Annotated in this window: 24 protein-coding genes, 1 tRNA gene and 1 pseudogene; 20 read left to right on the forward strand and 6 right to left on the reverse strand. The window is 44.0% G+C overall.

What is annotated here, in order from left to right:
- The first annotated feature begins 235 nt into the window (after positions 1-235).
- Positions 236-334 (forward strand): hypothetical protein, encoded by a 99-nt coding sequence (locus KAI36_RS08675; RefSeq protein WP_014599622.1) that lies wholly within the window; start codon positions 236-238, stop codon positions 332-334.
- 221 nt (positions 335-555) lie between these two features.
- The gene (locus KAI36_RS08680; protein WP_220027512.1) at positions 556-1,005 is read left to right on the forward strand and encodes a DUF6386 family protein; all 450 of its coding nucleotides are present in this window, start codon (positions 556-558) and stop codon (positions 1,003-1,005) included.
- A gap of 133 nt (positions 1,006-1,138) precedes the next feature.
- Here KAI36_RS08680 and KAI36_RS08685 read toward each other — a convergent pair whose 3' ends face one another.
- Positions 1,139-2,269: a phosphodiester glycosidase family protein gene (locus tag KAI36_RS08685; RefSeq protein WP_220027513.1), complete on the reverse strand. Its 1,131-nt coding sequence runs from the start codon at positions 2,267-2,269 to the stop codon at positions 1,139-1,141.
- A gap of 146 nt (positions 2,270-2,415) precedes the next feature.
- On the opposite strand from KAI36_RS08685, the gene KAI36_RS08690 reads away from it, so the two are divergent.
- The 7 genes from KAI36_RS08690 (at position 2,416) to nspC (ending at position 9,978) form a co-directional block, all read left to right on the forward strand.
- Positions 2,416-2,694 carry a DUF7716 domain-containing protein gene (locus tag KAI36_RS08690; protein ID WP_258382271.1) on the forward strand — a complete coding sequence of 93 codons (279 nt, stop codon included), beginning with the start codon at positions 2,416-2,418 and terminating at the stop codon, positions 2,692-2,694.
- Between the two features lie 54 nt (positions 2,695-2,748).
- A complete protein-coding gene (locus tag KAI36_RS08695; RefSeq protein WP_220027514.1) occupies positions 2,749-4,062 on the forward strand; it encodes a WD40 repeat domain-containing protein in 1,314 nt (437 codons plus the stop codon).
- A 153-nt stretch (positions 4,063-4,215) separates the two neighbouring features.
- A complete protein-coding gene (locus tag KAI36_RS08700; protein WP_220027515.1) occupies positions 4,216-4,839 on the forward strand; it encodes an SMI1/KNR4 family protein in 624 nt (207 codons plus the stop codon).
- Between the two features lie 180 nt (positions 4,840-5,019).
- Entirely contained in the window at positions 5,020-6,900 is a 1,881-nt protein-coding gene (htpG, locus tag KAI36_RS08705; RefSeq protein WP_071640203.1) for a molecular chaperone HtpG, read from the forward strand.
- Positions 6,901-7,054: 154 nt separating this feature from the next.
- Positions 7,055-7,315 carry a bacteriocin immunity protein gene (locus KAI36_RS08710; RefSeq protein ID WP_220027516.1) on the forward strand — a complete coding sequence of 87 codons (261 nt, stop codon included), beginning with the start codon at positions 7,055-7,057 and terminating at the stop codon, positions 7,313-7,315.
- 315 nt (positions 7,316-7,630) lie between these two features.
- Entirely contained in the window at positions 7,631-8,830 is a 1,200-nt protein-coding gene (locus KAI36_RS08715) for a saccharopine dehydrogenase family protein (protein WP_013309649.1), read from the forward strand.
- 8 nt (positions 8,831-8,838) lie between these two features.
- Positions 8,839-9,978: a carboxynorspermidine decarboxylase gene (gene nspC, locus KAI36_RS08720; protein ID WP_013309650.1), complete on the forward strand. Its 1,140-nt coding sequence runs from the start codon at positions 8,839-8,841 to the stop codon at positions 9,976-9,978.
- Positions 9,979-10,177: 199 nt separating this feature from the next.
- Here the strand turns inward: nspC and KAI36_RS08725 are convergent, their stop codons facing one another.
- A complete protein-coding gene (locus KAI36_RS08725; protein WP_220027517.1) occupies positions 10,178-10,675 on the reverse strand; it encodes a hypothetical protein in 498 nt (165 codons plus the stop codon).
- Positions 10,676-10,985: 310 nt separating this feature from the next.
- Here KAI36_RS08725 and KAI36_RS08730 point away from each other — a divergent pair, with 310 nt between their 5' ends.
- Together KAI36_RS08730 and KAI36_RS08735 are read left to right on the forward strand one after the other, a co-directional pair.
- Positions 10,986-11,501 (forward strand): hypothetical protein, encoded by a 516-nt coding sequence (locus KAI36_RS08730; protein ID WP_220027518.1) that lies wholly within the window; start codon positions 10,986-10,988, stop codon positions 11,499-11,501.
- A 68-nt stretch (positions 11,502-11,569) separates the two neighbouring features.
- Positions 11,570-12,088, forward strand: a complete 519-nt coding sequence (locus KAI36_RS08735) for a GNAT family N-acetyltransferase (RefSeq protein ID WP_220027519.1) — start codon at positions 11,570-11,572, stop codon at positions 12,086-12,088.
- A 14-nt stretch (positions 12,089-12,102) separates the two neighbouring features.
- On the opposite strand, the gene KAI36_RS08740 is transcribed toward KAI36_RS08735, so the two are convergent.
- Positions 12,103-12,543 carry an N-acetyltransferase gene (locus KAI36_RS08740; RefSeq protein ID WP_220027520.1) on the reverse strand — a complete coding sequence of 147 codons (441 nt, stop codon included), beginning with the start codon at positions 12,541-12,543 and terminating at the stop codon, positions 12,103-12,105.
- Between the two features lie 377 nt (positions 12,544-12,920).
- Here KAI36_RS08740 and KAI36_RS08745 point away from each other — a divergent pair.
- Positions 12,921-13,005 (forward strand) — tRNA-Leu (locus tag KAI36_RS08745).
- Between the two features lie 93 nt (positions 13,006-13,098).
- Here KAI36_RS08745 and KAI36_RS08750 read toward each other — a convergent pair.
- Positions 13,099-13,629: an NAD(P)H-dependent oxidoreductase gene (locus KAI36_RS08750; RefSeq protein ID WP_220028074.1), complete on the reverse strand. Its 531-nt coding sequence runs from the start codon at positions 13,627-13,629 to the stop codon at positions 13,099-13,101.
- Between the two features lie 195 nt (positions 13,630-13,824).
- Here KAI36_RS08750 and KAI36_RS08755 point away from each other — a divergent pair, with 195 nt between their 5' ends.
- Together KAI36_RS08755 and fabV are read left to right on the forward strand one after the other, a co-directional pair.
- Positions 13,825-14,181, forward strand: a complete 357-nt coding sequence (locus tag KAI36_RS08755; RefSeq protein WP_220027521.1) for a winged helix-turn-helix transcriptional regulator — start codon at positions 13,825-13,827, stop codon at positions 14,179-14,181.
- A gap of 168 nt (positions 14,182-14,349) precedes the next feature.
- On the forward strand, positions 14,350-15,519 hold the full coding sequence (gene fabV, locus KAI36_RS08760; protein ID WP_220027522.1) for an enoyl-ACP reductase FabV: 1,170 nt from the start codon (positions 14,350-14,352) through the stop codon (positions 15,517-15,519).
- Between the two features lie 116 nt (positions 15,520-15,635).
- Here the strand turns inward: fabV and KAI36_RS08765 are convergent, their stop codons facing one another.
- The gene (locus tag KAI36_RS08765; RefSeq protein ID WP_220027523.1) at positions 15,636-15,839 is read right to left on the reverse strand and encodes a hypothetical protein; all 204 of its coding nucleotides are present in this window, start codon (positions 15,837-15,839) and stop codon (positions 15,636-15,638) included.
- A gap of 168 nt (positions 15,840-16,007) precedes the next feature.
- On the opposite strand from KAI36_RS08765, the gene KAI36_RS08770 reads away from it, so the two are divergent.
- The 4 genes and pseudogenes from KAI36_RS08770 (at position 16,008) to KAI36_RS08785 (ending at position 20,799) form a co-directional block, all read left to right on the forward strand.
- A complete protein-coding gene (locus KAI36_RS08770) occupies positions 16,008-17,159 on the forward strand; it encodes a sn-glycerol-1-phosphate dehydrogenase (RefSeq protein ID WP_220027524.1) in 1,152 nt (383 codons plus the stop codon).
- Positions 17,160-17,356: 197 nt separating this feature from the next.
- A complete protein-coding gene (locus KAI36_RS08775; protein ID WP_220028075.1) occupies positions 17,357-18,463 on the forward strand; it encodes a GntR family transcriptional regulator in 1,107 nt (368 codons plus the stop codon).
- 348 nt (positions 18,464-18,811) lie between these two features.
- Positions 18,812-18,988, forward strand: a pseudogene (locus KAI36_RS27205) (class II aldolase/adducin family protein); the annotation flags it as partial.
- Positions 18,989-19,101: 113 nt separating this feature from the next.
- On the forward strand, positions 19,102-20,799 hold the full coding sequence (locus KAI36_RS08785) for a ribulokinase (protein WP_220027526.1): 1,698 nt from the start codon (positions 19,102-19,104) through the stop codon (positions 20,797-20,799).
- 205 nt (positions 20,800-21,004) lie between these two features.
- On the opposite strand, the gene KAI36_RS08790 is transcribed toward KAI36_RS08785, so the two are convergent.
- Positions 21,005-21,589: a helix-turn-helix domain-containing protein gene (locus tag KAI36_RS08790; RefSeq protein ID WP_007429779.1), complete on the reverse strand. Its 585-nt coding sequence runs from the start codon at positions 21,587-21,589 to the stop codon at positions 21,005-21,007.
- A 294-nt stretch (positions 21,590-21,883) separates the two neighbouring features.
- Here KAI36_RS08790 and KAI36_RS08795 point away from each other — a divergent pair, with 294 nt between their 5' ends.
- Positions 21,884-24,880, forward strand: a complete 2,997-nt coding sequence (locus KAI36_RS08795) for a hypothetical protein (RefSeq protein WP_220027527.1) — start codon at positions 21,884-21,886, stop codon at positions 24,878-24,880.
- Between the two features lie 72 nt (positions 24,881-24,952).
- Positions 24,953-25,402, forward strand: coding sequence for a hypothetical protein (locus KAI36_RS08800; RefSeq protein ID WP_220027528.1), 450 nt, complete (start codon positions 24,953-24,955; stop codon positions 25,400-25,402).
- Position 25,403: the final 1 nt, after the last annotated feature.

Below are 25,403 nucleotides of genomic sequence, written 5' to 3' on the forward strand. Positions count from 1 at the left end.
TTAGAAACCCCGCTCCTTCAAAAAATGAAGTACAAGGATGTGAGCAGGTTACTGCGAAGAACGGACGACATTCTCTGCCAGTTGTCATCCAGAGTGACTAGCGATTCATGCGAGACGTATCAGTCCATTTTCTGAGAGGCTCCTCCATGCCAAATAAACTTGCCGATTCGCCCTGTCGTTATCCGCTTTTCTACATACGATAAGAGTAAGCTTTAACGCAAGGAGGGATTCAGACATGGGTGAAGTAGGTTACGGTGGAGCATGGACATCCACAGGAGCGATTTTGGTATTGTTCATTTTGCTGGTAATTATTACTAAGTCTTTTCTGATCTAACAGCAGGTTAGCATCGCTTAAATCCACAAATCGGCCTTCTTTCACGACATCGTGAGGGAAGGCTTTTTTATGCAGAATGGGTGTTAGTCCAGCATGTTGTCTGGCTCTGCAAGCATTGTTATACTTTATATACAGGGAGATTTTCCCTCAAATATTTAGCAATACGGATAGCGTAAGACGTGGAAAAACGGAAAATCGCTGACTGAAATCAGGAGGATCGCATGATGAATACGGCAAGCAGTCCATTTCAATTTACAACAGATACGGCGACTCTTTGCCTATTTGATACGCAAGCTCTTAAGCATCGTTTGGACGATGATCCGGATTGGTGGTCTATCGAAGAGGACGAGCTGGGTGAGTTGAATGCGGGAAATGTAGCTTTTTTGAATCTGGGAGCCGACGGGACCTATGAGGTTTTGATGACAGATCATATTGACAAGCCTGCTGTACGACTGTTTTTGAAGGTTCCCTCAGGCAACCTATTTATTGGAGCAGGGGAGGAAGCCACAAGTGGTGGACTGGAGCCTGAATGTGTATGGGGAGGGACGTTCCTTTCTGTGCAACCGGGACTTTATGAATGCTTGGCGAGCAAAGAAGACAACCGTATTTATCTTTCTTTAAAAAAAGGAAGCGAAGGCAGCAATAGCTTTACAGGTCTGATTCGATTGTAGGTTGCAGGATCAACCCGTAACGGCCCATACAAGCCACCTGAAAAGGTGAAAGCAGGAACAACCGGAACCGGGGAAAATGGAAAAAGGGCTATCCCCACGGCTTACACATCCGTGAAGACAGCCCTTTATCCGTCTATTGATACTTTACAATAATGGCATTGCTGATTTGGCGGCCGGGTGTGGTGAGGTAGGAGCCGTTGTAATACAGCCCGCTGGAAGCACCGCCGTCTAGATTCATGGCCTGATAAGCGCCGGCCTGCTTCATCATTTGGGCGAGTTGCGGTATAGTCGCTCCACTCGTGGTCAGGAGGATCAGCTTATGATCCCGACTCATTCCTATTGCGCTGCGGGCGCCGCCGCCTGTTAATATTTTTGGGTCCTTGAAGCCTTCGGCTTTGACATTTAGGGAAACCTGTCCATTTGTGACCAGACGAGGCCCAGCTTGCAGGGCACCTTCGACGTTACCTTGGCTTAATCTTTGTTCAAAGGCAGAACCCGACACCAGTTCAGCTAAATGATTAGCATCGTAGGTGAAGACCGTCCGTTGGTCACCGGAGCTTTTTTTCAACATCTTTCCGTGACTGACCAGGTAGCCGTAAGGCGTTTTGTAGGAGCTTTTGGTATAGGCGTCAAAGAATGTGCCATTTATGGCTACAACCGCTTGATTACGTTTGGCGAGACTGCTTAAGTCTTCCACTTTGCCGATAGTATTGCCTGCCAGAGCCACATCCAGGCTTACCTTGGGATGGAGCATAGAGATGGTGACCACCTTAGCGGAAAAGGTACGAGATCCGACCTTGAAGCTTTTATGAGCCGTCGTAATGGGTGTAGTATTTCCGGGTAGCTTACCGGTAAGTACCGGAAGCGTGACGGACGTTGTACCCTGCTTAATGCGTACAGCTGAGGTTTCCTTTTGCCATGAGACTTGCAGGTTTAGATATTGGCTGATGAACTGCAAGGGGACATAGGTCGAACCATTATCGGTAAAAGGAGCATTTTGCAAACGGACCGTTTGATCGTTCACTTTGGCAGTAGATTTTCCGGTAAATAGGGTGATCCGAGTATTGCCTTGCACAATTTCTATTTTTTTGTCCGCTGCCGTCATGTTGAGTGTGATTCTTTCATAGCTGTTCAGGAGGCGGAGCGGGATGAAGGAGTGGTTACTCTGGTCCACATAGACCAGCATAGGTGCCGGGGCAGCAGCGTAGATCGGGGTTACAAGTAATAGCAAGGACAGGATAACAAGTGCGATGATTCTTTTCATGAATAGATCAATCTCCTTATGTAGTCTTGACACTTTACGAGGTGCTTGTACTTATATCGGGTTTTATGAGTTGTAAATGTATGTTATGCGAATTTTGAGTGTTTAGCTGATATAGGAAGCGGGAGGTTGGAGATGAGCATTGGCTAGTGGAATGTGCAGAGGAGGGTACAGCCGTAACCAACGAACAGGACGAGTATATTCCCAAGTGGGTGCCGGATCGTCAGGTTCAAACCTGGTTTGAGCTGGCAACCTTCGAAAGTATTGTAGAAGTCCTTAAGGCTGCCGGACAGCCAGTGACGCTTCAGATGGTGATTATGGCGGTAAAATACTATGACAAACGAGATGCCTTTCTGGACTATGAAGAGGTGAAGGCAGTGACAGACCTGTGGTCTGTGCTGACAAAGGTGAGAAACCACCCTACATAATGAACAAAGCCTGTAGAACAAACGGGGCATACATACACTGGATGGGGGAAGCGAATGAGTTGGTTGAATCATGAAATGGCAGCAAAGTGGCGACAGGAAGGAAAAAGGTATGCCGCAGATGTGAATGAATTTGTCAGAGTCGGCATGGAAAGTGAATGGCAGCAGGAGCAATCAGAGCCAAAGCAGGACGAACGCCCCAAGATGGCCAAAGATATTTTTCGTATGATTCAGGAGGCAAATCAGGCTGGTGAAATGGAGCAGTTACGTCGAGAGATTCCAGCCGCGTCTTGGCCGCTTACACCAGCGTTCGAGGAGGCTTTGCAAGCCGTTAGGCCAATAGCTTTTGTGAATGGAGGCAATGAAGTCATTCTACATGCGGGCAATCCTCGGGAACGTGGGACGATCTATGTGACGGGAAAAGATGGAATCTTGCAAATCCCCGGACTGCATCGAGTAGGCTGTTCGCCGGACGGGACTTATTTTGCGTTGGTGGATGAACAGGGGATTCGTATTGTTCGTCAACCGGACCGAAATCTGCAAGGAGAAGAGACAGCACATTTTCAGTGGAAGGATATACAAGGCCGCTTAAAAGCATCCATTCCTGATTTGGAGTGCTTGGGAGATGAGGAGCACCCTGAGGATATATTAGATGAAGTGATTCCGTTTGGCGATGGACAGCGACTTCTGCTGGTTTGCGGTTACGGCGTTTATTTGCTGGGTGTTGATCAGGTGGATTTGATCCATCCCCAGGCGTCTGAACGAAGAAAACTAGAGCTGGAAGACACGATTGTGGATATGGCCCATGGAGCTGTGTCGAGGGATGGACGCTGGATCGCTTACGGCAGCCAGATGAGTGAGCATATGCTTATGGATCTGTCCGATAAGACGGTGCATACATTGGAGCCAAGTTCTAGTTATCCGCATTATGCTCTATTTTCCAAAGATGATCTGGACGTCTGGTACAATGCCTGTCATTTCTACAACGGTGCCACCATTCAAGTGTCGATTGCTGAGGTGGAGCAGGGTCTTGCTCAGAATAAGGAAGAATGGCCGATAATGAATGAAGAAATGCGAGTATACGCTGCAACAGCGCTGACGCAAGGATCTATTTTGGGTGATGCCTACGGTTATCTCCGTCTGATTGACAGGGAGGGTCGTGAACTTTGGCGCTATTTTGTCGGCAGTACGATATCCGGGCTGGCAGTTACACCTAATGAAAGTATGTTGGCGGTTGGAACGTATGGCGGTATGCTTCATTTGATTGATTTGCAGAGCGGCACGAAGGACGAATATAGCATTGGCACCGCGCCAATTCACGAGACAGCGCGTTGGGTGATCTGGTGTAACTATGAGCCATTGCGCTGGTAATACTAATATTCCGCAAATGGTGATAAAAGCAAGTTCTGATAAGCTGAACTTAAAAAGTGTAGTAACACATGATTACAATGCTATTTTCAGATAGAGGGCTTTGGCATTAACCCATGATGCAAAATGTGAATAGAGAGGAAAGAGGTGTAGGACATGGACAAGAAAGCGGATATTCGTACATCCATGAAGGAACTATTTGCTCAGATGGATGAAGCCTTTTTTATGGATGTGGAAGAAAATGTACCGATTGAAATGCGTGATGGGAATGTCGACGAGGAGGGATGGATCAAGTGGAAGCCTCTCCCTTCGCAGATTACTGAACAGGAAGTTCGGGAGATGGAGGAAAAATACCATTTTGAGCTACCGCCCCTGCTGAGGAGTTTTATCATGTCCTACCATTATGTATCTTTACAATTCGATAATGAATCCATTCCGGGAGTATACTGGAGCGATTGTACGTTTGTTGAGTTTCCACGTCTGCCTGTAGGTCAGGGCTTAAAGGCATTTTATGATTTGATCGATCAATGGTCACCTCTGCTATCAGCAGGCTACATTCCTTTTGCAATAGCAGAGGACGACCAGGGTCCCGTTTGTTTAAATGTAGGCAGCAGACATAAGGACGGCGATTATCCTATTGTTTGGTTCTTTCATGAGGACCTACAGCATTTGGATGAGGATGAGCTGCGGATCAGGAGTAATCTGCTTCCCCATGTACAGGGGCTGTTTCCATCTTCTGTTGAAATGTTTAACGTTATGTTTAAGCACATTAGACACTAGCGATTTCCTAAAATGTAATTTTACTGCTCAGTCGACCGAGATATTGACATAAAAAATGAGGAATGTTATAAAAAAGGTAGGCTAGCACTCGAATGATGGGAGTGCTAACAAAGTTGAATCGTTTGCATAGCTCATATCTGCTGGCCTTACATAGGTTCATATCTGAAAGGAGATATCCGAATGGAGAAAAAACAGTTTCAGGCTGAGTCCAAGCGTCTGCTAGAAATGATGATTAACTCGATTTACACGCAAAAGGAAATTTTCCTAAGAGAGCTGATCTCCAATGCAAGTGATGCGATTGACAAAATTTATTACAAAGCATTGACGGATGATCAACTGGTCTTTGACAAAGAAAATTATTATATCAAAGTAACTGCCGATAAGGATAACAGAACGCTAACCCTGCGTGATACCGGGATTGGTATGACCAAGGAAGAACTAGAAAATAACCTGGGTGTTATTGCTAAAAGCGGCTCACTGGCATTCAAAAATGAAAATGAATCCAAGGATGGTCATGACATCATCGGTCAATTCGGCGTCGGCTTCTATTCAGCTTTTATGGTAGCTGATGTGGTTACCGTGACTACCAAGGCTTTGGGAAGTGATACTGCTTATAAATGGGAATCCACAGGTGCAGACGGGTATACCATTGAAGCAGCTGAGAAGGACGAGGTTGGAACCGAGATAGTTCTGAAAATCAAAGCAAACACCGAAGATGAGTCCTACGACGAATATTTGGACGAGTATCGTTTAAAAGCACTGATTAAAAAATACTCCGACTTTATCCGCTATCCGATTAAAATGGATATTACAGGCAAGCGTCTGAAAGAGGGAAGCGATAACGAGTTCGAGGATTACGAAGAAGAACAGCTTATCAACAGCATGGTTCCTATCTGGAGAAAAAACAAAAGCGAGTTGACCGACGAGGATTATCAAAATTTCTATGCGGAAAAACGCTATGGCTACGACAAGCCGCTCCAGCATATCCACGTCAGCGCGGATGGCGCGGTAGTGTACCAAGCTATTCTGTTTATTCCTGAAAATATCCCGTTTGATTTCTACTCCAAGGAATATGAAAAAGGGCTGGAGTTGTATGCCAACGGTGTGCTGATTATGGAAAAATCTCCTGACCTGCTGCCGGATTATTTTAGCTTTGTCAAAGGTATGGTTGACTCCGAAAGCCTGTCACTCAACATTTCCAGAGAAATGCTGCAGCATGACCGTCAGCTGAAGCTGATTGCCAAAAATATCGAAAGCAAAATCAAAGGCCAATTGCTGACCTTGCTCAAAAATGACCGGGAGAAATATGATCAATTCTACAAATCATTTGGCAGACAATTGAAATTTGGTGTCTACAACGATTACGGAAGACATAAAGAAACTCTCCAGGATCTGCTCATGTTCTACTCTTCTACAGAGAAAAAGCAGGTTACTTTGGACGAATACGTATCGCGTATGCCAGAGGATCAGAAGTATATTTATTATGCTTCCGGCGAGTCCAACGAGCGTATTGAAAAACTGCCGCAAACCGAAATGGTGGCCGATAAAGGCTACGAAATTCTGTACTTCACCGATGATATTGATGAGTTCGCTATTAAGATGCTCTTAAGCTACAAAGAGAAAGAATTCAAATCTGTATCGAGCGGCGATCTGGGCATTGAGCCTGACGAAAACGAGAAAGAAACAGAAGCAGAACAAAACGACAACAAAGAGCTGTTCGAGTACATGAAGGGCTTACTGGAAGGCAAGGTATCCAGTGTTAAAGCCTCTAAGCGCTTGAAGACACATCCGGTATGTCTGTCCGCAGACGGCGAAGTGACGATTGAGATGGAGAAAATCTTGAACGCCATGCCTAATAACGCCGATGTCAAAGCGAATAAAGTGCTGGAAATCAACGTAAACCATGCGGTGTTCAACTCTTTGAAAGAAGCTTTTGCCGAGGATAAGGAGAAAGTAAACCTCTATACGGCATTACTGTATAATCAGGCTTTGCTGATCGAAGGCTTGCCGCTGCAAGATCCGGTTGAATTCACGAATGATATTTGCAAAATCATGGTTTAAAAAGCTTTACTGTATAGAGCCGTTCCCATACTGGGGGCGGCTTTATTTATCATAAACGCTTCTTAAAGCTCCATAATAGGTCATATAGCGCTTACAGAAAAAGGGATGGGCCCACACAATGCCGATCATACTCAATACAAAGGAGGGCGATTACATGAGTCTGGATCGAGCCAGCGAGGAACTCCAAAATTTAAACCGAAGTGAGCTTATACAGTTGGTGGAAAAAATCATCAAAGGTGAGGGAACAGAAGAGGAAATCGACAGCATGCTGACCATAGTGATGCAAAATACGCCCCATCCGGGGATCAGTGATTTGATCTACTGGGATGATCGTGATTTGAGTGCGGCAGAGATCGTAGATGAGGCATTACGCTATCAGCCCATAATTTTACCCCCACATGAATCTTCTTCATAGGATGCGGAGGGGTGGTCTTTTGTTTAGAAATAAGATAATATTAACTCTTTAGGGCTATGAGCACTATATTTAAAAAAACTTCCGTTAAATGCGTGCTGACTTCCCTGGAGTGTATGGGGTAATGTTTGTTTTCTGCACACTTTACGGAGCTTTTATTCCTGATTTTGGGATTTGTAAAGTTTTTGTGACATGCTCCTGTGAATTTTGATACAGCAAATTGTCGTTTTTCTTGATTATTTGGTGGGATGTCTTTATAATCATTTTGTTTGCAAGAATGATTAGCGATTAGCGTATGGAATAAGGAGGTTATTTATTTTGGGAAAAGCATTGATTATTGGCGCCGGTGGCGTGGCCAGCGTTGTGGTGCATAAATGTTGCCAAAACCCAGATGTATTTGAAGAAATTTGTATCGCAAGCAGAACTGTTGAGAAATGCGATGCGCTTAAAGAGAAGCTGGGTGGAGGTCGTACGAAGATACAAACGGCTCAGCTTGATGCTGACAACACCGACATGGTCATTGACTTGATTCGAAGCTTTCAACCGGATGTAGTTATCAATGTGGCTCTCCCTTATCAGGATTTGACGATAATGGATGCTTGCCTTGAGACAGGTGTTCATTACGTTGATACGGCGAACTATGAACCGCCGGATACGCCGAAGTTTGAATACAGCTGGCAATGGGCCTACAAAGAAAGATTCGAAAAAGCAGGAATTACAGCTCTGCTGGGCAGCGGTTTTGATCCAGGCGTAACTGGAGTATTTACGGCTTATGCTCAAAAGCACTACTTTGATGAAATTCATACGATTGATATTGTGGATGCGAATGCAGGGGACCACGGATATCCTTTTGCAACTAATTTTAATCCGGAAATCAATATTCGTGAAATTACGGCGAAGGGCCGTTACTTTGAAAACGGAGAATGGATTGAAACTGAGCCACTTTCTGAGAAAAAGGTATACGACCTTCCTGAAATTGGACCGAAAAATATATATCTTTTGTACCATGAAGAACTGGAATCTCTTGCAGTGAATATTAAAGGCGTGAAAAAAATCCGCTTCTGGATGACGTTCTCGGACAATTATCTGAATCATTTAAATGTACTTCAAAACGTAGGTATGACTTCGATCGAGCCTATTGATTACGAAGGACAACAAATCATTCCACTGCAATTCCTGAAAGCTATTTTGCCAGACCCGGCTTCTCTGGGACCAAGAACAAAAGGCAAAACGAACATTGGTTGCATCATCCAAGGCGTGAAAGATGGGAAGCCAAAAACATATTATGTTTACAATGTTTGTGATCATGAGGAATGTTATGCAGAGGTTGGCTCCCAAGCCATTTCTTACACAACTGGTGTTCCTGCCATGATCGGCGCAATGCTTATCATCAAAGGTATCTGGAAAAAACCAGGCGTTTACAACGTTGAGGAATTTGATCCAGATCCATTTATGGAAGCACTAAATAAACACGGATTGCCATGGCAAGAGAACTTTACGCCAACGTTGCTTGATTGAGGTCTGCGATGAATATTGATATTACAGGACTTCCATCACCTTGTTATCTTGTTGACGAAAGACTTCTTGTCAAAAACCTTGAGGTTTTAAATTCCGTCCAAGAGCGGACAGGCTGCAGTATTTTGCTCGCTCTTAAGGGATTTTCGATGTTTTCGACCTTTCCTCTGGTTGGCAAATACTTAAAAGGCGTAACCTCCAGTTCGTTGTTCGAGGCACGACTTGGTCGCGAAAAAATGGACAAGGAAGTTCACGTATACGCACCTGCTTATGTTGACAGTGAATTTGATGAGCTATTGGAGTATGTTGACCATATTGTTTTCAACTCCTTTGATCAACTGAAACGCTACAAAAGCAGAGTGCAAGGCGTAACTTCCAAAAAAATTGACATCGGCATTCGGGTTAATCCGGAATATTCGGAAATCGAAACGCCGTTGTATGATCCTTGCTACAACAACTCCAGAATGGGTGTGACCCTGGCTAACTTTAGACCTGAGGATCTGGATGGCGTGGACGGTATTCATTTTCATACGATGTGTGAACAGAATTCAGATACGCTGGAGCGCACCATTAAAGTTGTGGATGAGAAATTCGGGCCATACATTAAGAACATGAAATGGCTCAATTTCGGCGGCGGTCACCATATTACCAGAGAAGACTATGATCTGGACACGCTGGTACGCTGTATTCAATATTTTCAGGATAAATATGGTGTGCAGGTTTATCTGGAGCCAGGCGAAGCTATTGCTTTGAATACTGGATATCTGGTGGCTACCGTATTGGATACGATGAAAAACGGAATGGATATTGCCATTCTGGATACTTCGGCTGAATGTCATATGCCTGATGTGCTGGCTATGCCATATCGTCCGAATATCATTGATGCAGGCAAGCCTGGTGAGTATGCTTACACCTACAGACTTGGTGGACTTACGTGCTTGGCTGGAGATGTGATTGGAGACTATTCCTTTAAAGAGCCATTGAAGCCGGGAGACAAGCTTGTATTCTGCGACATGGCCCATTACACGATGGTCAAAAACCACATGTTCAACGGAGTCAACCTGCCAGCCATCGCCAGCTACAACGACGAAGAAGGCATTAAGGTAATCCGTCAGTTCTCCTACGAGGACTTTAGCTCACGTTTGTCGTAAGACAAGGGTAATGTGAAATAACAGAGTGTACCGAATGAAATGACTGAACTACAAAAGCCTCGCCCCTTGAGATAGGGACGAGGCTTTTTGGCGTAGTTAGTGATTTATTGATTTTTATTTGCCTTCTGTATGTATCCAATATAACAGCAGGCATTAAATAATGATTAACAATTTGGTAAGTTACATAAATTTAATTAGTCTACCTTACAACTTCAGAAGAGATTTTATAGTCAAATATATGTCCTCCAGGTTGAAGCCCTAGCGCAGAGACTACTAGGTAGTATTCCTTACCTTTTTCAAGATTTACATTAAAAGAATATTGACCGTCTCTTGATCGTGTAACATATTTACCATTACTATCGTAAATTCTTAGTTCCAACCAAGAATCAGAATATCTATCTCCCTGAATTGTAAATTGAACATTGTTTGATTCAAAAGCCTTAAATGTAAATACATCATAGTTTTCCCAAGTTCCTTGTACTTTTTCCCCGAGGGTTCCAATGACAGCATCACCTATAAAATAATAGTTAGCTTGTTCAAAACTATTATTTGGCTCCTGTTCATGATATTCAAGTACGGAGGCAAGAGTTGATTCCCTTTCTACTGGTACAGGATTTGCCTCTTCGGCTAAAGCGACACTGGCAGTAGTACTCAGCATAAGTGTAAGGCCTAATGATGCTAACAACATTTTTTTCATGAATAAGAGTCCTCTCTTTTTTAGGATTTATATTCATTTATATGAATATATTAGTAACCGACATGAGCTATTGTATATTATTTACCAGCAAATTGGAATAATGAAAAGGGATATTTATCAATAAAATAAATATAATAGAATATTTTGTTACAGAATTGCATTTCGCTTGTTTACAGGTTTTTTCCAGGGCTTCTGTTTAAAGGTTAGGTTTCTTGGAGGAAAATATATATGGTATACTCATTGGATTAGGAACAAACTTCGACATGAGTTGGGGAAATAAATTGTAACGATAGGCAGAGGTGAATTGCACATGTTCGATCCGACCGTTTTTGATAATTTAAAAGTGGCGATGGAGAATGCAGTATACGATCTGGATAATTTGGATTCACGTATTGACATTACACAGCGGATTGACAGATTGGAAATGTCTGTGATGTCACGTGAATTTGCTGTCCAATTCAGACTGAGAGAACACCCGAGTGTGACAGCAGAGATTCAACTAAAGGCGGATTTAAACAACTTGGCTGCGGAAATTTTGGAAATCAAAGATCAAGTTCCGGGATGTGTCTTGTTGCTGAGTTTTTACATGGAAATTCGTGAGATTGAGTCACAATGTAGCCGGATTGAAAATATACTGACCGAAATTTGGAAGCCCGATCTTCGACCGGTACAAACGCTTAGTCAGATTTACGGAGAAAAGATGTCTACATACCAAAACAGGATTGAACTCCGATTTTCCAGACAAATTAACGAAGATCAGATGGAAGACATTCCAGAGCTGTTGGAACACATATTGCTGACGCTTATGGAATTAAACAAGGTCTAAAGGGTTAAGGCTCTAATGTAAATGACATTAGTAGACCAACAAGTTAGTTAGAGGAGTTGAAAGTATAAATGAATGAACTTGAATTCTCTCAAGTGTATGCGATTATGGAGGCTTCTTTTCCTGAAACGGAATGCAGAACATCCGAGTCACAGAGGGCTCTGCTTCATCATCCGTGTTATCGTTTACTTACCAAAAAAGACGAACAAGGGCAAATAATTGCCTTTCTGGCGGGATGGGAGTTTACAGATTTTCGGTTTGTAGAGCATATTGCCGTAGATTCGGCTATACGAGGTGGCGGGTTAGGTAAAGAGCTTATGAGCACGTTTATTTCACAGTCTGGTAAACCGGTAGTACTGGAGGTTGAGCCGCCAGTGGATGAATGGACTCGGAGAAGAATTGGTTTTTATGAACGTTTGGGGTTTCATCTGAACCATTTTGGCTATGTACAGCCCCCATTAAGAGAAGGACAGGCTGATCTGCAGCTTCAAATTATGAGCTATCCAGGTGCGCTGGCTGAACAGGATTTTGCTCCGTTTAAAGAGATTTTATATACCGAGGTCTATGGGTTAAATAAGAAGACTATATAGCTAAAGGTGCTTCATTATCGTTCATGTTTTGTCCATGCCATTACAAATTCTTTCTCGTTAGTTTTGGTATCAACAGATTCCGCTTGAATGGTAAATCCATTTTTAGTATAGAAGTTGAATGCTTTCGTGTTCGACTGGTATACCTTTAATTGAATCTCATTATGTTGCTTTTTGATCCAATCTAGTAGTAACTTGCCATAGCCTTTTCTTTGAGAATCAACACGTATAAACAGAGCCGCCAAGTATCCATCCAACATGGAAATGAAGCCGCCAATGCTATGATCATCTTGTATGATAACGTAGTTTTGAGCGAGAGGAAGGTACCTGTTTTCCATCTCGGTAACTTGTGATGCCCAATACTGCGGAGCAATAAAATGATGGGCTTCTATAGAAGCATCTAGCCAGATGGCTGCCAACTCGTTGAGCTCTTCCACATTTGCGGGTCTAATCGACATTGCGTCTCCTCTTTCACAGTGAAGTATGTAATCTTATAGATGATGTTGAAATAAAAAAGACCGTCCGAGGACGGTCTTTCTACCCGTGGCGCTTAATTAAAGCTTTGATCCGTATCCCGCGCCTCCGTCAACTCTGTAAATTAGAGAAGAACGGACCGGGTAAGGGATACGCTCAACATGTGATTATTGATGTTGACGCACCTCCTTTCCTGATGGACCCATTTTACCATATATGGTTTGCGATATCCAGTGATTTTCTTATATTTGCGGAAATGATTCATAGAAAATATAATATAAAAATAGCTTGATTTTATGTTCTATGGGAGATATAATCTAAATTATCGTGATTGAAAAACATCGGTGTGAATACATAATATGCGGTCGTGGCGGAATTGGCAGACGCGCACGGTTCAGGTCCGTGTGGGCTAACCCCCCGTGGAGGTTCGAGTCCTCTCGACCGCATCATAGCCTAACATTTACAGGTTCTTGGATTGGCTGGATGCCACCAAGAGCCTGTTTTTATATGGTTAAGATGCGCGTACCATTATAACTATTTTATTTATACTGAAATATATATTTAATATAGTCTTTTGCACTCTGATCAATGTCATCGTCGCTTGCTTGAAACGAGGCTCCGAAGACAGCGAAATAGGGTAATGTTATGGCGCCAACATGCACTGCGCTTGCCTTAAAAGGTGCTACAACTTCTTCTACAGTAAAAGAAACGGAACCAGTAGGTGAGTAATTTTCTTTTTTATCGCCAATGGACATGGCTATCCCTAGCTTCTTTCCTTTTAGCTTATCACCTTGTGAAACATAAGCCCATCCATGAGTAAAAACATCATCCAACCACTTTTTTAATAAAGGTGGGTAACTATACCAATATAAAGGGAATTGAAATATGATATTACTATGTGCTTCAAGTAACTTTTGCTCTTTCAAAACATCAATGCTCCAGTTTGGGTACTCTTTATAAATTTCGTGAATTGTAATTTCATTGGTATATTGAAGTAATTCTCGTTTCCATTTGTTATTTACTCTAGAATCTTCGATATTGGGATGAGCTAAAATCACAAGAGTTTTCATCATAAATCACCTTTCTTACGTAACATATTTCCCTTTGTAGATGCTCTATTATTATTCTGTATGCTTCAAAAAAAGTAAATACACACAATAAAGTAAGATAGTTACTTGAAAGTGTGCATTGGACTTAGAGTGAAGATATGCAATTATAGATTTAATTAGATAAACTTGTTATTTTAGTGTTGAAGAGGTGGTACTATGAAACAATATAATTTAGGTATAGAAGCAACACTTGAGATCATCGGAGGTAAATGGAAATCACTAATCATTTGTTTATTAATATCTGGTAGAAAAAGGACAAGTGAATTACAGCGTAGTATTCCGGGCATTTCTCAAAAGGTTCTTATACAGCAACTTCGCGAACTTGAAAAGGATGGTATCATAGGTAGACATGTGTATAATCAAATGCCTCCAAAAGTGGAGTATTATATAACGGAATATGGAATTACAGCAAATGAAATTATTGACTTAATGTGTTCTTGGGGGAGAGCTAATATCAAAATAAGACAACAGCAGGGTGAAGATGTGATGTTGTTAGATAATGATTCAAAATGAATAGTGGAGTAAGAAAGCGTTGTAGACTATGATGTTTACGACGGTTTTCTTCGGTTGCCTTCAAGTGCTAGGTTATATGTTGAGCCGCGAGCTGATTTGCTATATAGTTATGACTGGACAACCATTCCATCCATATTAAATGAATGCCAAAGTAGGGGGACCCTTGCAATGATTATCAAACCGAAAATTCGTGGTTTCATATGTACGACTGCACATCCTGCAGGATGCGCGGCTCATGTTAACCGTCAGATCAACTACATCCAAGACAGCACATCAATACAAGGAGCTAAAAAGGTACTTGTGATTGGAGCATCTACTGGATATGGGCTGGCTTCTCGTATTGCTGCAAGCTTCGGTCTGGGAGCGGATACCATAGGGGTATCCTATGAACGTCCCGCATCAGAGGGGCGCACGGCTTCAGCAGGCTGGTACAATACGGTAGCCTTTGAAAAAGCGGCCAGAGCAGCTGGCTACATAGCAGAAAGCATTAATGGAGATGCTTTTTCTCATGAAATTAAGCAGGAGACGTTGAAGCTGGTAAAGGAAAAGCTGGGCAAGGTAGACCTGATTGTGTATAGTGTCGCTTCACCGCGACGGACACATCCCGATACGGGTGAAACCTTTAATTCCGTTCTCAAGCCTATCGGACAGTCTTTTTCTAATAAAACAGTGAATACCAATACAGGTGTCGTATCAGAAATTACGCTGGAACCGGCTACGCAGGAGGAAATTGAGAACACCATCACGGTAATGGGTGGCGAAGATTGGTCCTTGTGGCTAAAAGCGTTGGAAGAAGCTGATCTGCTGGCTGAAGGGGTAACCACACTGGCTTACTCGTATATTGGTCCCGAAATTACGGAGGCTATCTATCGTAAAGGAACCATTGGCCAAGCTAAAAATGATTTGGAAGCTACAGCACATACTTTAACAAAGCAACTGGAGCGTTATCATGGAAAAGCTTACGTTTCTGTGAATAAAGCTTTGGTTACACAATCCAGTTCGGCTATTCCAGTCGTACCTTTGTATATTTCTTTGCTGTTTAAGGTCATGAAGGAAAAGGGACTGCACGAGGGATGTATTGAGCAGGCACAACGTCTGTTCGAGACGCTATACAGTGGGTCCACTGTGGAAACGGATGAAGAAGGACGCATACGTCTGGATAACTGGGAAATGAGAGACGATGTGCAACAGGCTGTCAAAGCAGCTTGGTCCGAAATCACTACAGAAAACGTATCTGAATTGGGCGATCTCGAACAATACCGTCTGGATTTCCTCCAATTATTTGGATTCGGGTTTGATGAAATTGATTATGAATTAGACGTTAATCCAGAAGGTTGATACAACTTTATAAGTGAATATTTGTAAAACAAAAACGGGTACTCTCAAGCGATGCAATTGCTTAAGAGACCCATTTTTTATGTATACTGTCAAAAAAACAAACTCACTAACAGCATTTATCGAGAATTAGACGTGGAAAGTGACTTACGGTGCAGCAAGCGAAAAACGGCAATGGTTATGATAATCCCCGCAACGCCAAAGACTGTAACAGAAGTCAGGGCCCGATAAGCTTGCCAGCCGAACAAAAATGCAATACCACTGCCAAACGTTGTACCTGCCAGTAACCCAAGTGCGCAGGCAATATCCGTTCCAAATTTCATAAACATGTTCCTTTCGAATATATAAATTAAAAAGTAACTTGTACTTTTTCTCTGGACTTGGACACACACTTGTGCGTACAATTAAATAGTAATCGTTTTCAAACGGAATCTATTAATCATTATGGATCATTCTTGTGCAAATTATTCCTTTTTCAGGAGGCTGATGAAATGAATATGAATGAACAGATCAAGCTGTGGAACGAAGAGGCGCAGGCTAGTAACGCTGACCATCCTCACCGAAAGGTTGAATTGTGTATCGAGGTACGAGATGGAGCACTGGAGTCTGTTGTTCCTTATTTGAACCAGCTGGATTATCGTCATGTAACTCTGGTAGAAGATGAGCATACTTCGGCAGCGGCAGGAAAAAAAGTGGCTGAGCTGATCCGTGAGGCAGGTTTGACAGTTGATGTAGTTCGCTTACCTCCGAATGCTGTAGGGGATGTCATTGCTGATGAAACCTATATTATGAAAGTGCTGCTGGGTGTGGTGGATAAGAGTCAGGCTGTACTTGCTGTAGGCTCCGGCACGATTCATGATCTGGTTCGCTTCGTATGTTATAAAATGAATCGTCCGTTCTTGTCAGTACCGACGGCTGCTTCGGTGGATGGTTTTACCTCCGCAGGCGCACCACTAATTGTGGACGGCAGCAAGCAGACATTCCAAGCAGTTCCGCCAGAGGCGATCTTTGCTGATTTGTCCGTGCTGGCAAATGCGCCACAGACGATGACTGCCGCGGGTTTTGGCGATATGCTCGGTAAGTTCACCTCACTAGCGGACTGGCATGTTTCCAGAGATTTGGGAAACGAGCCATATTCACCTGTGGCTAATCGCATTACTGAGGAGGCTCTGCGTGATTGTGTAGAGCATGTCGATGAGATTGCGGCAGGCAGCAAGGCTGGTGTCGAGGTATTGATGAATGCGCTGATTGCATCCGGTATTTCGATGCTGATGATAGATCATTCTCGTCCAGCGTCAGGGGGAGAGCACCATATTTCCCACCGAATTGAAATGGATTTTATTGCAGAGGGACGCAAGCAAGTTTTGCATGGTGCTAAAGTAGGCGTAGCATCCGCATTGCTGTCTGACCTGTACAGGGATTTAGCAGCCAGTCAGGATGTAGAGGCTTTTAAGGTGTATCGGGCTTTGCCTACGTCGGAGCAGATGCGTGCATGGCTGTCTCAGGTTGGAGGCCCATCTACCATTGCCGAGCTGGGGGTTACGGAGGAACAGCTTGCTCGTGCATTGCGCACGGCTCATACCTTGCGTGATCGCTATACTGGACTCAAATATATGAATGAACATCAATTGCTTCGTTCGTAATGTGCAACATTTACGCAAATTGTCCTTAGATATCCGGCCAGTTATGTGTGGCAAGGAAGGGATAAGTGAATGGGTTTACACCTCCGGCAGCAATACGACGATATCCTCCTCCTGTAACATTTGTATGTACAAATGAACGGTATGCTATAATCGTGGAATATGAACAGGTACACGATATTGCAAGTACGGAGGAAATTATGGCGCCCAAATATATACAAGTTAAACAGGAAATTTTGTCCTGGATTCATTCATCTAAACTGGAACCACAAAGCCAGCTTCCATCTGAGCATGAAATGTCTGAACAATTTGCCGTTAGTCGGCAAACGGTGCGTCAGGCGCTGGGTGAGCTGGTGCAGGAAGGCTGGCTGTTTCGGATGCAGGGCAAGGGAACCTTTGTCGCGACACGGGACAGCAAGCAGCCCGAAGATCCAAAGACGATTGGAGTCATTACAACCTATATATCGGATTATATTTTCCCATCCATTGTACAGGGAATTGAATCTAAATTGAGTCGCCAGGGCTACAAGATGCTGCTGTCAAGCACAGGTAATGACCCTGAGCAAGAAAGTCAGTGCCTGGAAATGCTGTTGAGTCAACCGCTGAGTGGAATTATTATTGAACCGACCAAAAGTGGAGAGCGTAACCCTAATCTGAACTATTATTTAACCGTGGAAAATCGCCAAATCCCTTATTTAATGATCAATGCGCGTTATGAGGAAATGGATGCGCCATGTCTGCGAGTAGATGATGAAAAGGGTGGTTTTTTGGCGGCCGAGCATCTGATTAAGCTGGGACACCGACGCTTGGCCGGATTTTTCAAAACCGATGATATGCAAGGGATTCTTCGTATGAAAGGATTTGTGGCTGCTCACCGCAAATATGGAGTGAAATTACACCCGAACGCAGTAACGACTTACCGGACAGAAGAAAAAAATGAGATTCCGCTACAACGTGCGTCGAGGCTGCTGGCGATGGAGGCGGGAGAGCGTCCTACTGGATGGGTGACCTATAATGATGAGCTGGCTATTCGACTCCTGGATATTGTACGTTCGGCGGGCCTGAACATTCCCAATGATCTATCGCTGGTTGGGTTTAATGATTCATTTTTGGCGACAGCAACGGAAATCAAGCTAACGACAATTCGGCATCCAAAGGAAGAATTGGGGTTACGTGCTGCCGATACCATGCTGTCGATGATTGAAGAAAAGGGGTATCATGAAGAAGATCGTCAGTTAATTCTACCGCCTGAGCTCATAGTTCGTGAATCTACGGGGCCTGTCCAGGTAATGCCTGGAGAACACTAGGCTGGAAGATCAGTCGCTTTTATTTCTTAACATGTAAGGACAAGTTAGTAAGTATACAGCTTCAACGCTTAATATTTGATGGCATGTTTCTCGTCATACCGAACAGTCTGTTTTCTGGATTGCAGAAATAGGCTGTTTTTGTTATATTTTTTCTGAAAATGAGTATATAAATCTATCGAAAAAATACATAAAAAAGACTAGCTAAGTTGTACGTACAAGCATATAATGAAAGCGGAACCAAGAATAAAGGGTCGTTACAACCCGCCTGTAATTTCCCATATGAAGCTGGTTTTAGTCACCTCCTCCATTGCAGATTTCAGAAATGATAGTAAAAGGTGTGCCTTATACATAGTAGAACAATTGAAAAAGGAAGTATGGGTGGCCAATTGGCTCTTCCAAGGCGCGGCCTATGAAGAACTGAAAGCGGAGCAACTGGTTGTAATGAATCTACAAGGCGATATTGTCGAGGATGACCTTCGGCCTTCGTCAGATACGCCTACACATCTGGCATTGTACCGTTCTTTCGTTCTGAATACAGAATTCACCTCAATGGATCAGGCGCTGCTGGATAAGCATTTTCTGCGCAAGCATGGGGCCGAACGCTTATGATGGTCAACGATAAAGGAGGAGGCACACAAATGAGCAAGTATACTATTGGTGTCGATTATGGAACGGAGTCTGGCCGTGCGGTCATTGTTGACCTGTCTGACGGAGCTGAAATTGCTACACATGTAACACCTTACCGTCATGGAGTTATTGATGAAGTATTGCCTGGTAGCGGACGCAAATTGGATATGGATTGGGCGCTGGAACATCCGGCTGATTATATTGAAGTGCTTACTACTTCCGTACCTGCTGTTATGAAGGAGACAGGGATTTCTCCAGACGATATCATCGGGATTGGAATTGATTTCACAGCATGTACGATGCTGCCGATTGACGCGCAGGGACAACCGTTGTGCTTTGACGAGAACCTGAAAGATAACCCGCATAGTTGGGTGAAGCTGTGGAAGCACCATGCAGCACAGGATGAAGCGGACCGTTTAAATGACATTGCCTCGCAGCGCGGAGAGGCGTTTCAGCCCCGCTATGGAGGGAAAATTTCTTCCGAATGGATGATCGCAAAAATTTGGCAAATTCTGAACGAGGCACCGGACATTTATGATCAAACAGACCGCTTTGTAGAAGCGACCGACTGGGTAATTTCCCAGCTCAGCGGGGAACTGAAACGTAATCAGTGTACAGCTGGCTACAAGTCTATTTACCATCATCGCGATGGTTATCCGGATCGTGAATTTTTCAGAGCGCTCGATCCGCGTCTAGAAAATTTGACGGATACGAAGCTGCGCGGTGAGATTTATGAATTGGGTGCCCGTGCGGGTGGATTAACAGAGGATATGGCTGCAAAACTCCGACTGAATCCGGGAACGGCAGTAGCGGTAGGCAATGTGGATGCACATGCGGCTGTTCCGGCAGTAGGCGTCGTCACACCAGGCAAGCTGGTGATGGCGATGGGAACTTCCATTTGCCATATGCTCCTCGGTGAGGAAGAAAAAGAAGTAGAGGGTATGTGTGGCGTTGTAGAGAACGGAATTATTCCGGGCTATTACGGGTATGAGGCTGGACAATCGGCGGTAGGAGACATTTTCGCATGGTTTGTGGATCATGCTGTTCCCGGCGAAGTGAAGGAGCAGGCAGCTGCGGAAGGTGTGAACGTCCATGTATGGCTGGAGCGTAAAGCGGCTGAGTATAAGCCGGGTGAAACCGGATTGCTGGCCCTGGATTGGTGGAACGGTAACCGTTCTCTGTTGGTTGACACCAACCTGACGGGGCTGATTGTCGGATATACGTTGCTGACGAAGCCAGAGGAAGTGTATCGTACATTGCTGGAAGCAACTGCGTTCGGAACACGTAAAATTGTCGACGCGTTCCATCATAACGGCGTGCCGGTAGACGTATTGTATGCGTGCGGTGGATTGCCGCAGAAAAATCAACTGCTGATGCAAATTTATGCCGACGTAACCGGACGAGAAATTAAGGTTGCTGCTTCCACCCAAACTCCTGCGTTAGGCGCTGCTATGTTCGCAGCAGTGGCTGCGGGAGCTGAAGCTGGAGGGTACGACGATATTGTCGTAGCAGCGCGTCATATGGCACGTGTACGGGACGAGAGCTTCAAGCCGATCCCTGAGAACGCAGCCGTGTATGATAAGCTGTACGAGGAATACAGCCGTCTTCACGACTACTTTGGACGTGGAGGCAACCCGGTGATGAAAAAGCTAAAGTCCATCAAGGAAGAAGCCGGACGTTCAACTGAAACGGCAAGCATTCATTCTTAAGAAACTGACAAAATATAAGCAAGCAGTATTTAAAGCTCTGTTATCTAAAAAGCACAGTACGCCGAGGAATCGGCAGACTGTGCTTTTTTGCATTTTATATTCTGTGAATTACATGATGTGAAAGTCTCAGCGGATGAAAGATGGTAATGCGTTCCTTTCAAAGACTTTCATGAAAATTACAAGCGTTTCTCTTTTACGGACATTTTTACTTTTTCAGCATGGCATCAGCAAACAAAATGGATTTTGGAATACGGAAAAACTGTTCCGCCTGATCCTGGAAGGTTTGCGAAGGAACGGTACCCTGATGCAACCATTTCCGAAATGTACCGGGGTGAACGCCAATCCAATGACTCACATCGGTCACCGAAATATCATGTACCATGCATAGACCCGCCAAGATCCGATTTTTAACCGGAGAACGAGTCACAGTCCGTTTCATAAAACGGGACGGCGCTGGTTGACAGATGAGTGGTGAACGCCGGACAACCTCTTCATTAAATAGAATATGGTGCGGATAACCAAGTGTATTACACGTCTTTTCCAGATTAGTGTTGCCGGGAATGCGACCTTCATATACCCACGCACTGACACTACGGGAGGAAATGGAAAGCTCCTCGGCAAGTTGGGACAGTTTAATGTCATTAGCCATCAAAACGGCAAGCAAAACGCGATTGCGCACTTGACAGCGTGTTGGTTTACGAAAACGTTTGACACGCACGCCTTTTCCCAAATATTTGCGATTGATCAGAGACCACGCCTGAATGGAATGTTTATCTTGTTGTTTAGGCATATACCCTCCGATTTTTTTAACCACATACTACTATACCCGAAGGGGGGTTTGCAAGTGACTCCTCTCCTGATTTTCTTTTAATCCCATGGGCTTAACCGGTTTATGGAAAATAAGGTCCATTTGTCCTATAAAAGTGGAAGTTTAAGGTGTCGATATATTAAAATGTGACATTATTAATGGAAATGGAGGTAATATGTTCTTCTCTTACGATTGTAAGGATGTACAGAGAGAAAAGTGGGTCTTTACAGCCCAATATGCATTTTTTTGACGAGAAAAGGGAGGTTATACAGCTAGATGATTTGTAAAAAGGTAGTGATATGGTTTCTGACGGCGATTTTAGCGATTAACACCTTGCTGTGTCTGCCTGTTGTAGCAGGAGCAGAAAAACAAGATGCAACGGGCGGAATACAACAAGGTCATGCAGGTTCGGTACAGAAGGAGCTTTCTGATGGAACAGTTTCTTTCAATCCGCCCACTTCTGTAACAAACAGCGTTTATAATGCACTCATGATGAGCTTGGCGGCAACGGTGGAGTATACGTCAATCGTTATCGAACCTGGGGAAACCTATGAATTCGAGAATACAGATACGATCAGTAAGTCCATATATAGCAACGCTTCTCAATCAAAAGGCATTTTGTACGATAGTGTAAGTTACAAAGAGGACGGAGACATCAGCACTGTCCATATGGACTATGGCATAAGCCCCATTGGTGTTCCTGGGGGAGGCACAGCGTTTATTACGAATACAGGAACAGCAGCATTAACCGTAAAAGTAACGGATGTCTTCACCTACAGTACATCGGAGGACCCGGCACTAGAGCGAGTTACGGTCTCTAAAAATGAAAGCTATCGGATTGTGAATGAAGGATGGACTGCCCGTTCGATTCAGCATGATGGGTCAAATGCAGACAATCGCCGTTTTGATTACGCAAAATACAAGGCAGACGGAACTTTATCCGCATCTGATCTTAATAGCATTGCTCATCCCTCTTTGGGTGATGGCGAGGAACTGATTATTACAGGTTCCACTGCCAATGCGGTGACCTTCGGATTTCCATACGGCAAATACAGTATAGAAAGCACCGGCGAGCCGGCTTATGCACGGGTTACCCTAAATCAGGGGGAAAGCTACCAATTTATCAATGTGGGAACCCGATTGGATACGGTGGAAAGTGACGGTACATCTAAAGATAAGCTTGACTATGTTGTTTATCTGGCAAACGGAACAGAGGCTTCACGCGGCAGTGGCACTACGGCGAAGCCGCAGATTGCTGTGGACAGATACGCGGTAATTACCCAGGTCACTGCAAACCCGGTGACATACGGGGCTCCGTATCGCAATTTTATTGCCCGTCCAGTGGGTGGAGATGCAATCAGCCGTGTGGAGCTTGAGGTAGGCAAGAGCTATATTTTCCACAATAATGGTACGCTAATGAATCCGATCTACAATAACTCCAAAAAGATAGGAAGCTTGTTCGACTATGCTATTTACAAGCCGGATGGAACGGTAAATTCCTCTGGTTTTAACAGCCAGTCTGGTCCCATGATCCCGCCTTCGGGATATGCCATTGTGACTGTGATCGGTCCGAGTCCTATTATCTTTGATTATACAGATGATTTTTCCTGGGAAACTAGCAATGATCCTGCCTTTTTACGCGTAACACTGTCTAAAGGCGAAAGTTATGCTTTTACTAATATTAGTGATCATTTGAGGAATCTGCACAGCACAGCCAGTACCGTTAAAGGAAAATATGATGTGGTTCTGTACAAAGCAGATGGTACAGAGCAATCCAGGCGCAATACCGGGAACTCAACCTTTTTGGTTGGTGCAGGTAAAAAGGCCAGTGTGACGGTAACCAGTGACACGCCAATCACGTTTGGTGGTATCTATAGGAGTTTTAAGGCCAGTGAGGATGACGATGGTATCGGGCAAACGACGCTGGAGCCGGGGGATTCATATGAGTTTCGTAATCATGATAGTCAATCAAATTCATTGCGGCATGACAAAAGCAGTGGCAATGCACACTTTGATGCTGCAAGTTATAAAGTACTTCGATTACTGACATCAGATCATTTCAACAATACAGTGGACCCAGAGATTGTCGCTGGCGGTAAAGCAATTGTCACCAATGTATCAGATCGGCCAATTACCTTTACCTATAGCAATAAGGTGGAGGCTTTGCTTAGTGGGCAGGCAGCCTTCCATCGAATTACATTGAAACGCGGTGAAAGTCGGAAATTTATAAATGTAAGCACTTTGGACAAGGCCTTGGATGTCATTTCAGTCAGCGGTATGAAGTGGAATTACATGAATTACAAGGCAGACGGGACGGTGTACAGCCAAGCGAATGATACGACTCAATTGCCATTAGTACAGGCTGGAGGTTATGCCATTGTAACGACGGTTTCGGATGTACCAGTGACTTATGGAGCTGTGTTAGGAATATTCGACGTTGAGGATGCTCAGGTGCCGACAGGCAATCAGATTACCATTAAGCAGGGAGAAAGCTATGTATTCCATAATACTGGTTCACAGGCTTCCTCATTAACCACAGATGCTTCAAACGAAAGCCGCCGCGGAAGTCAGGAGGCCCCTATCGTGACGAATGCGAAGGCGGCTGGTGGAACGTATCAATATACCGTTGCGGATCAGGCTGGAAAAGTGATTCGTGAACATAAAGAGGCTACAGATACTCAACAGCAAGTGCCAGCTAACGCAAATATTCATCTTGCCGTAGCTGCAGCTGCTCCTGCTGTTAACTTTGGAGCGCCATATCGTGTGTTTGCTGTAAAAAATAACGATGACAGCAAGCTGGACGAGCTAATTGAGCTTATAGATAAAGAAGCTGACTTTACGGTAGGCCAACAAGGGAAATATCGGTTTACACCCAAAGAAGACGGGATTTACCGTTTTGCGGTGAAGGAGAAATCCAACTTTGCTGCGCAGCAACCAATTGTAACCTTGTTTACGGACTCTGATTTTAGTAACCAGCTTGTCTCTTCAACAGAGCAAGCACAAATATATGGTTGGGATTACACAGTCTTAGAGTACGAGATGAAGGCAGGCCAAACCGTTTATGTGAAGCTGACAGAAACCAATAGCGGCGCATTACAAACCGTAATTAAGGCAGCACATATGGCGCTTGGTAAGGATACTTCATATGAATATGGAAAAGGGAACCGATTGAAAAAAGTTATTTTGTTCACCGGTGATCAAATTCAACTGGATTATGACTTAAACGGAAACGTCATTAAACGGACGAAAAAGGTATTTCCTTTTACAGATTAAAAGGATGTCTTTGTTTCGAAAGAACATTACAGATAGTTAGATGTACAGGCATTATTAAATAGGGGTGAGCGAGTGTTTAAACGTTATATTTGTAGTCTACTATGTGTGCTGATGTTGCTGGGTCCATGGAGCACATGGGCATATGGAGAAGAAGGGAACGAAGATGCAGCAGCTTCTCAGTCTTCTACTCCACAGATTATTACCAGAGCATGGCTTGCACAGCAAACAGGTAAGGATCAGGCTTGGGTCAATGCACAGTTATCCAAAGGCTATACTTTATATGATATTTATAAAGCTTGGCAAAAAGATGGTGGAGAAAACTCATTACCGGAACAAAGTCCAAGCTTGTGGGTACAGCAGAATGGACTGACATTGAGCACAAATGCAAAGGCGGAACCGTCTGATGAGTCGGCTGAGCTGAAGGAAGGTGAAAAGCCCACTCAGGCCGCCCAGGATGAAAAGGCAACTCAACAACCGCTAGATAAGGAAGAGGATAAAAGCACCGGCTCCAGACACGACTGAG

Origin of the sequence: Paenibacillus sp. S02 (genome assembly GCF_019454065.1) — a bacterium.
Classification (GTDB): domain Bacteria; phylum Bacillota; class Bacilli; order Paenibacillales; family Paenibacillaceae; genus Paenibacillus; species Paenibacillus polymyxa_B.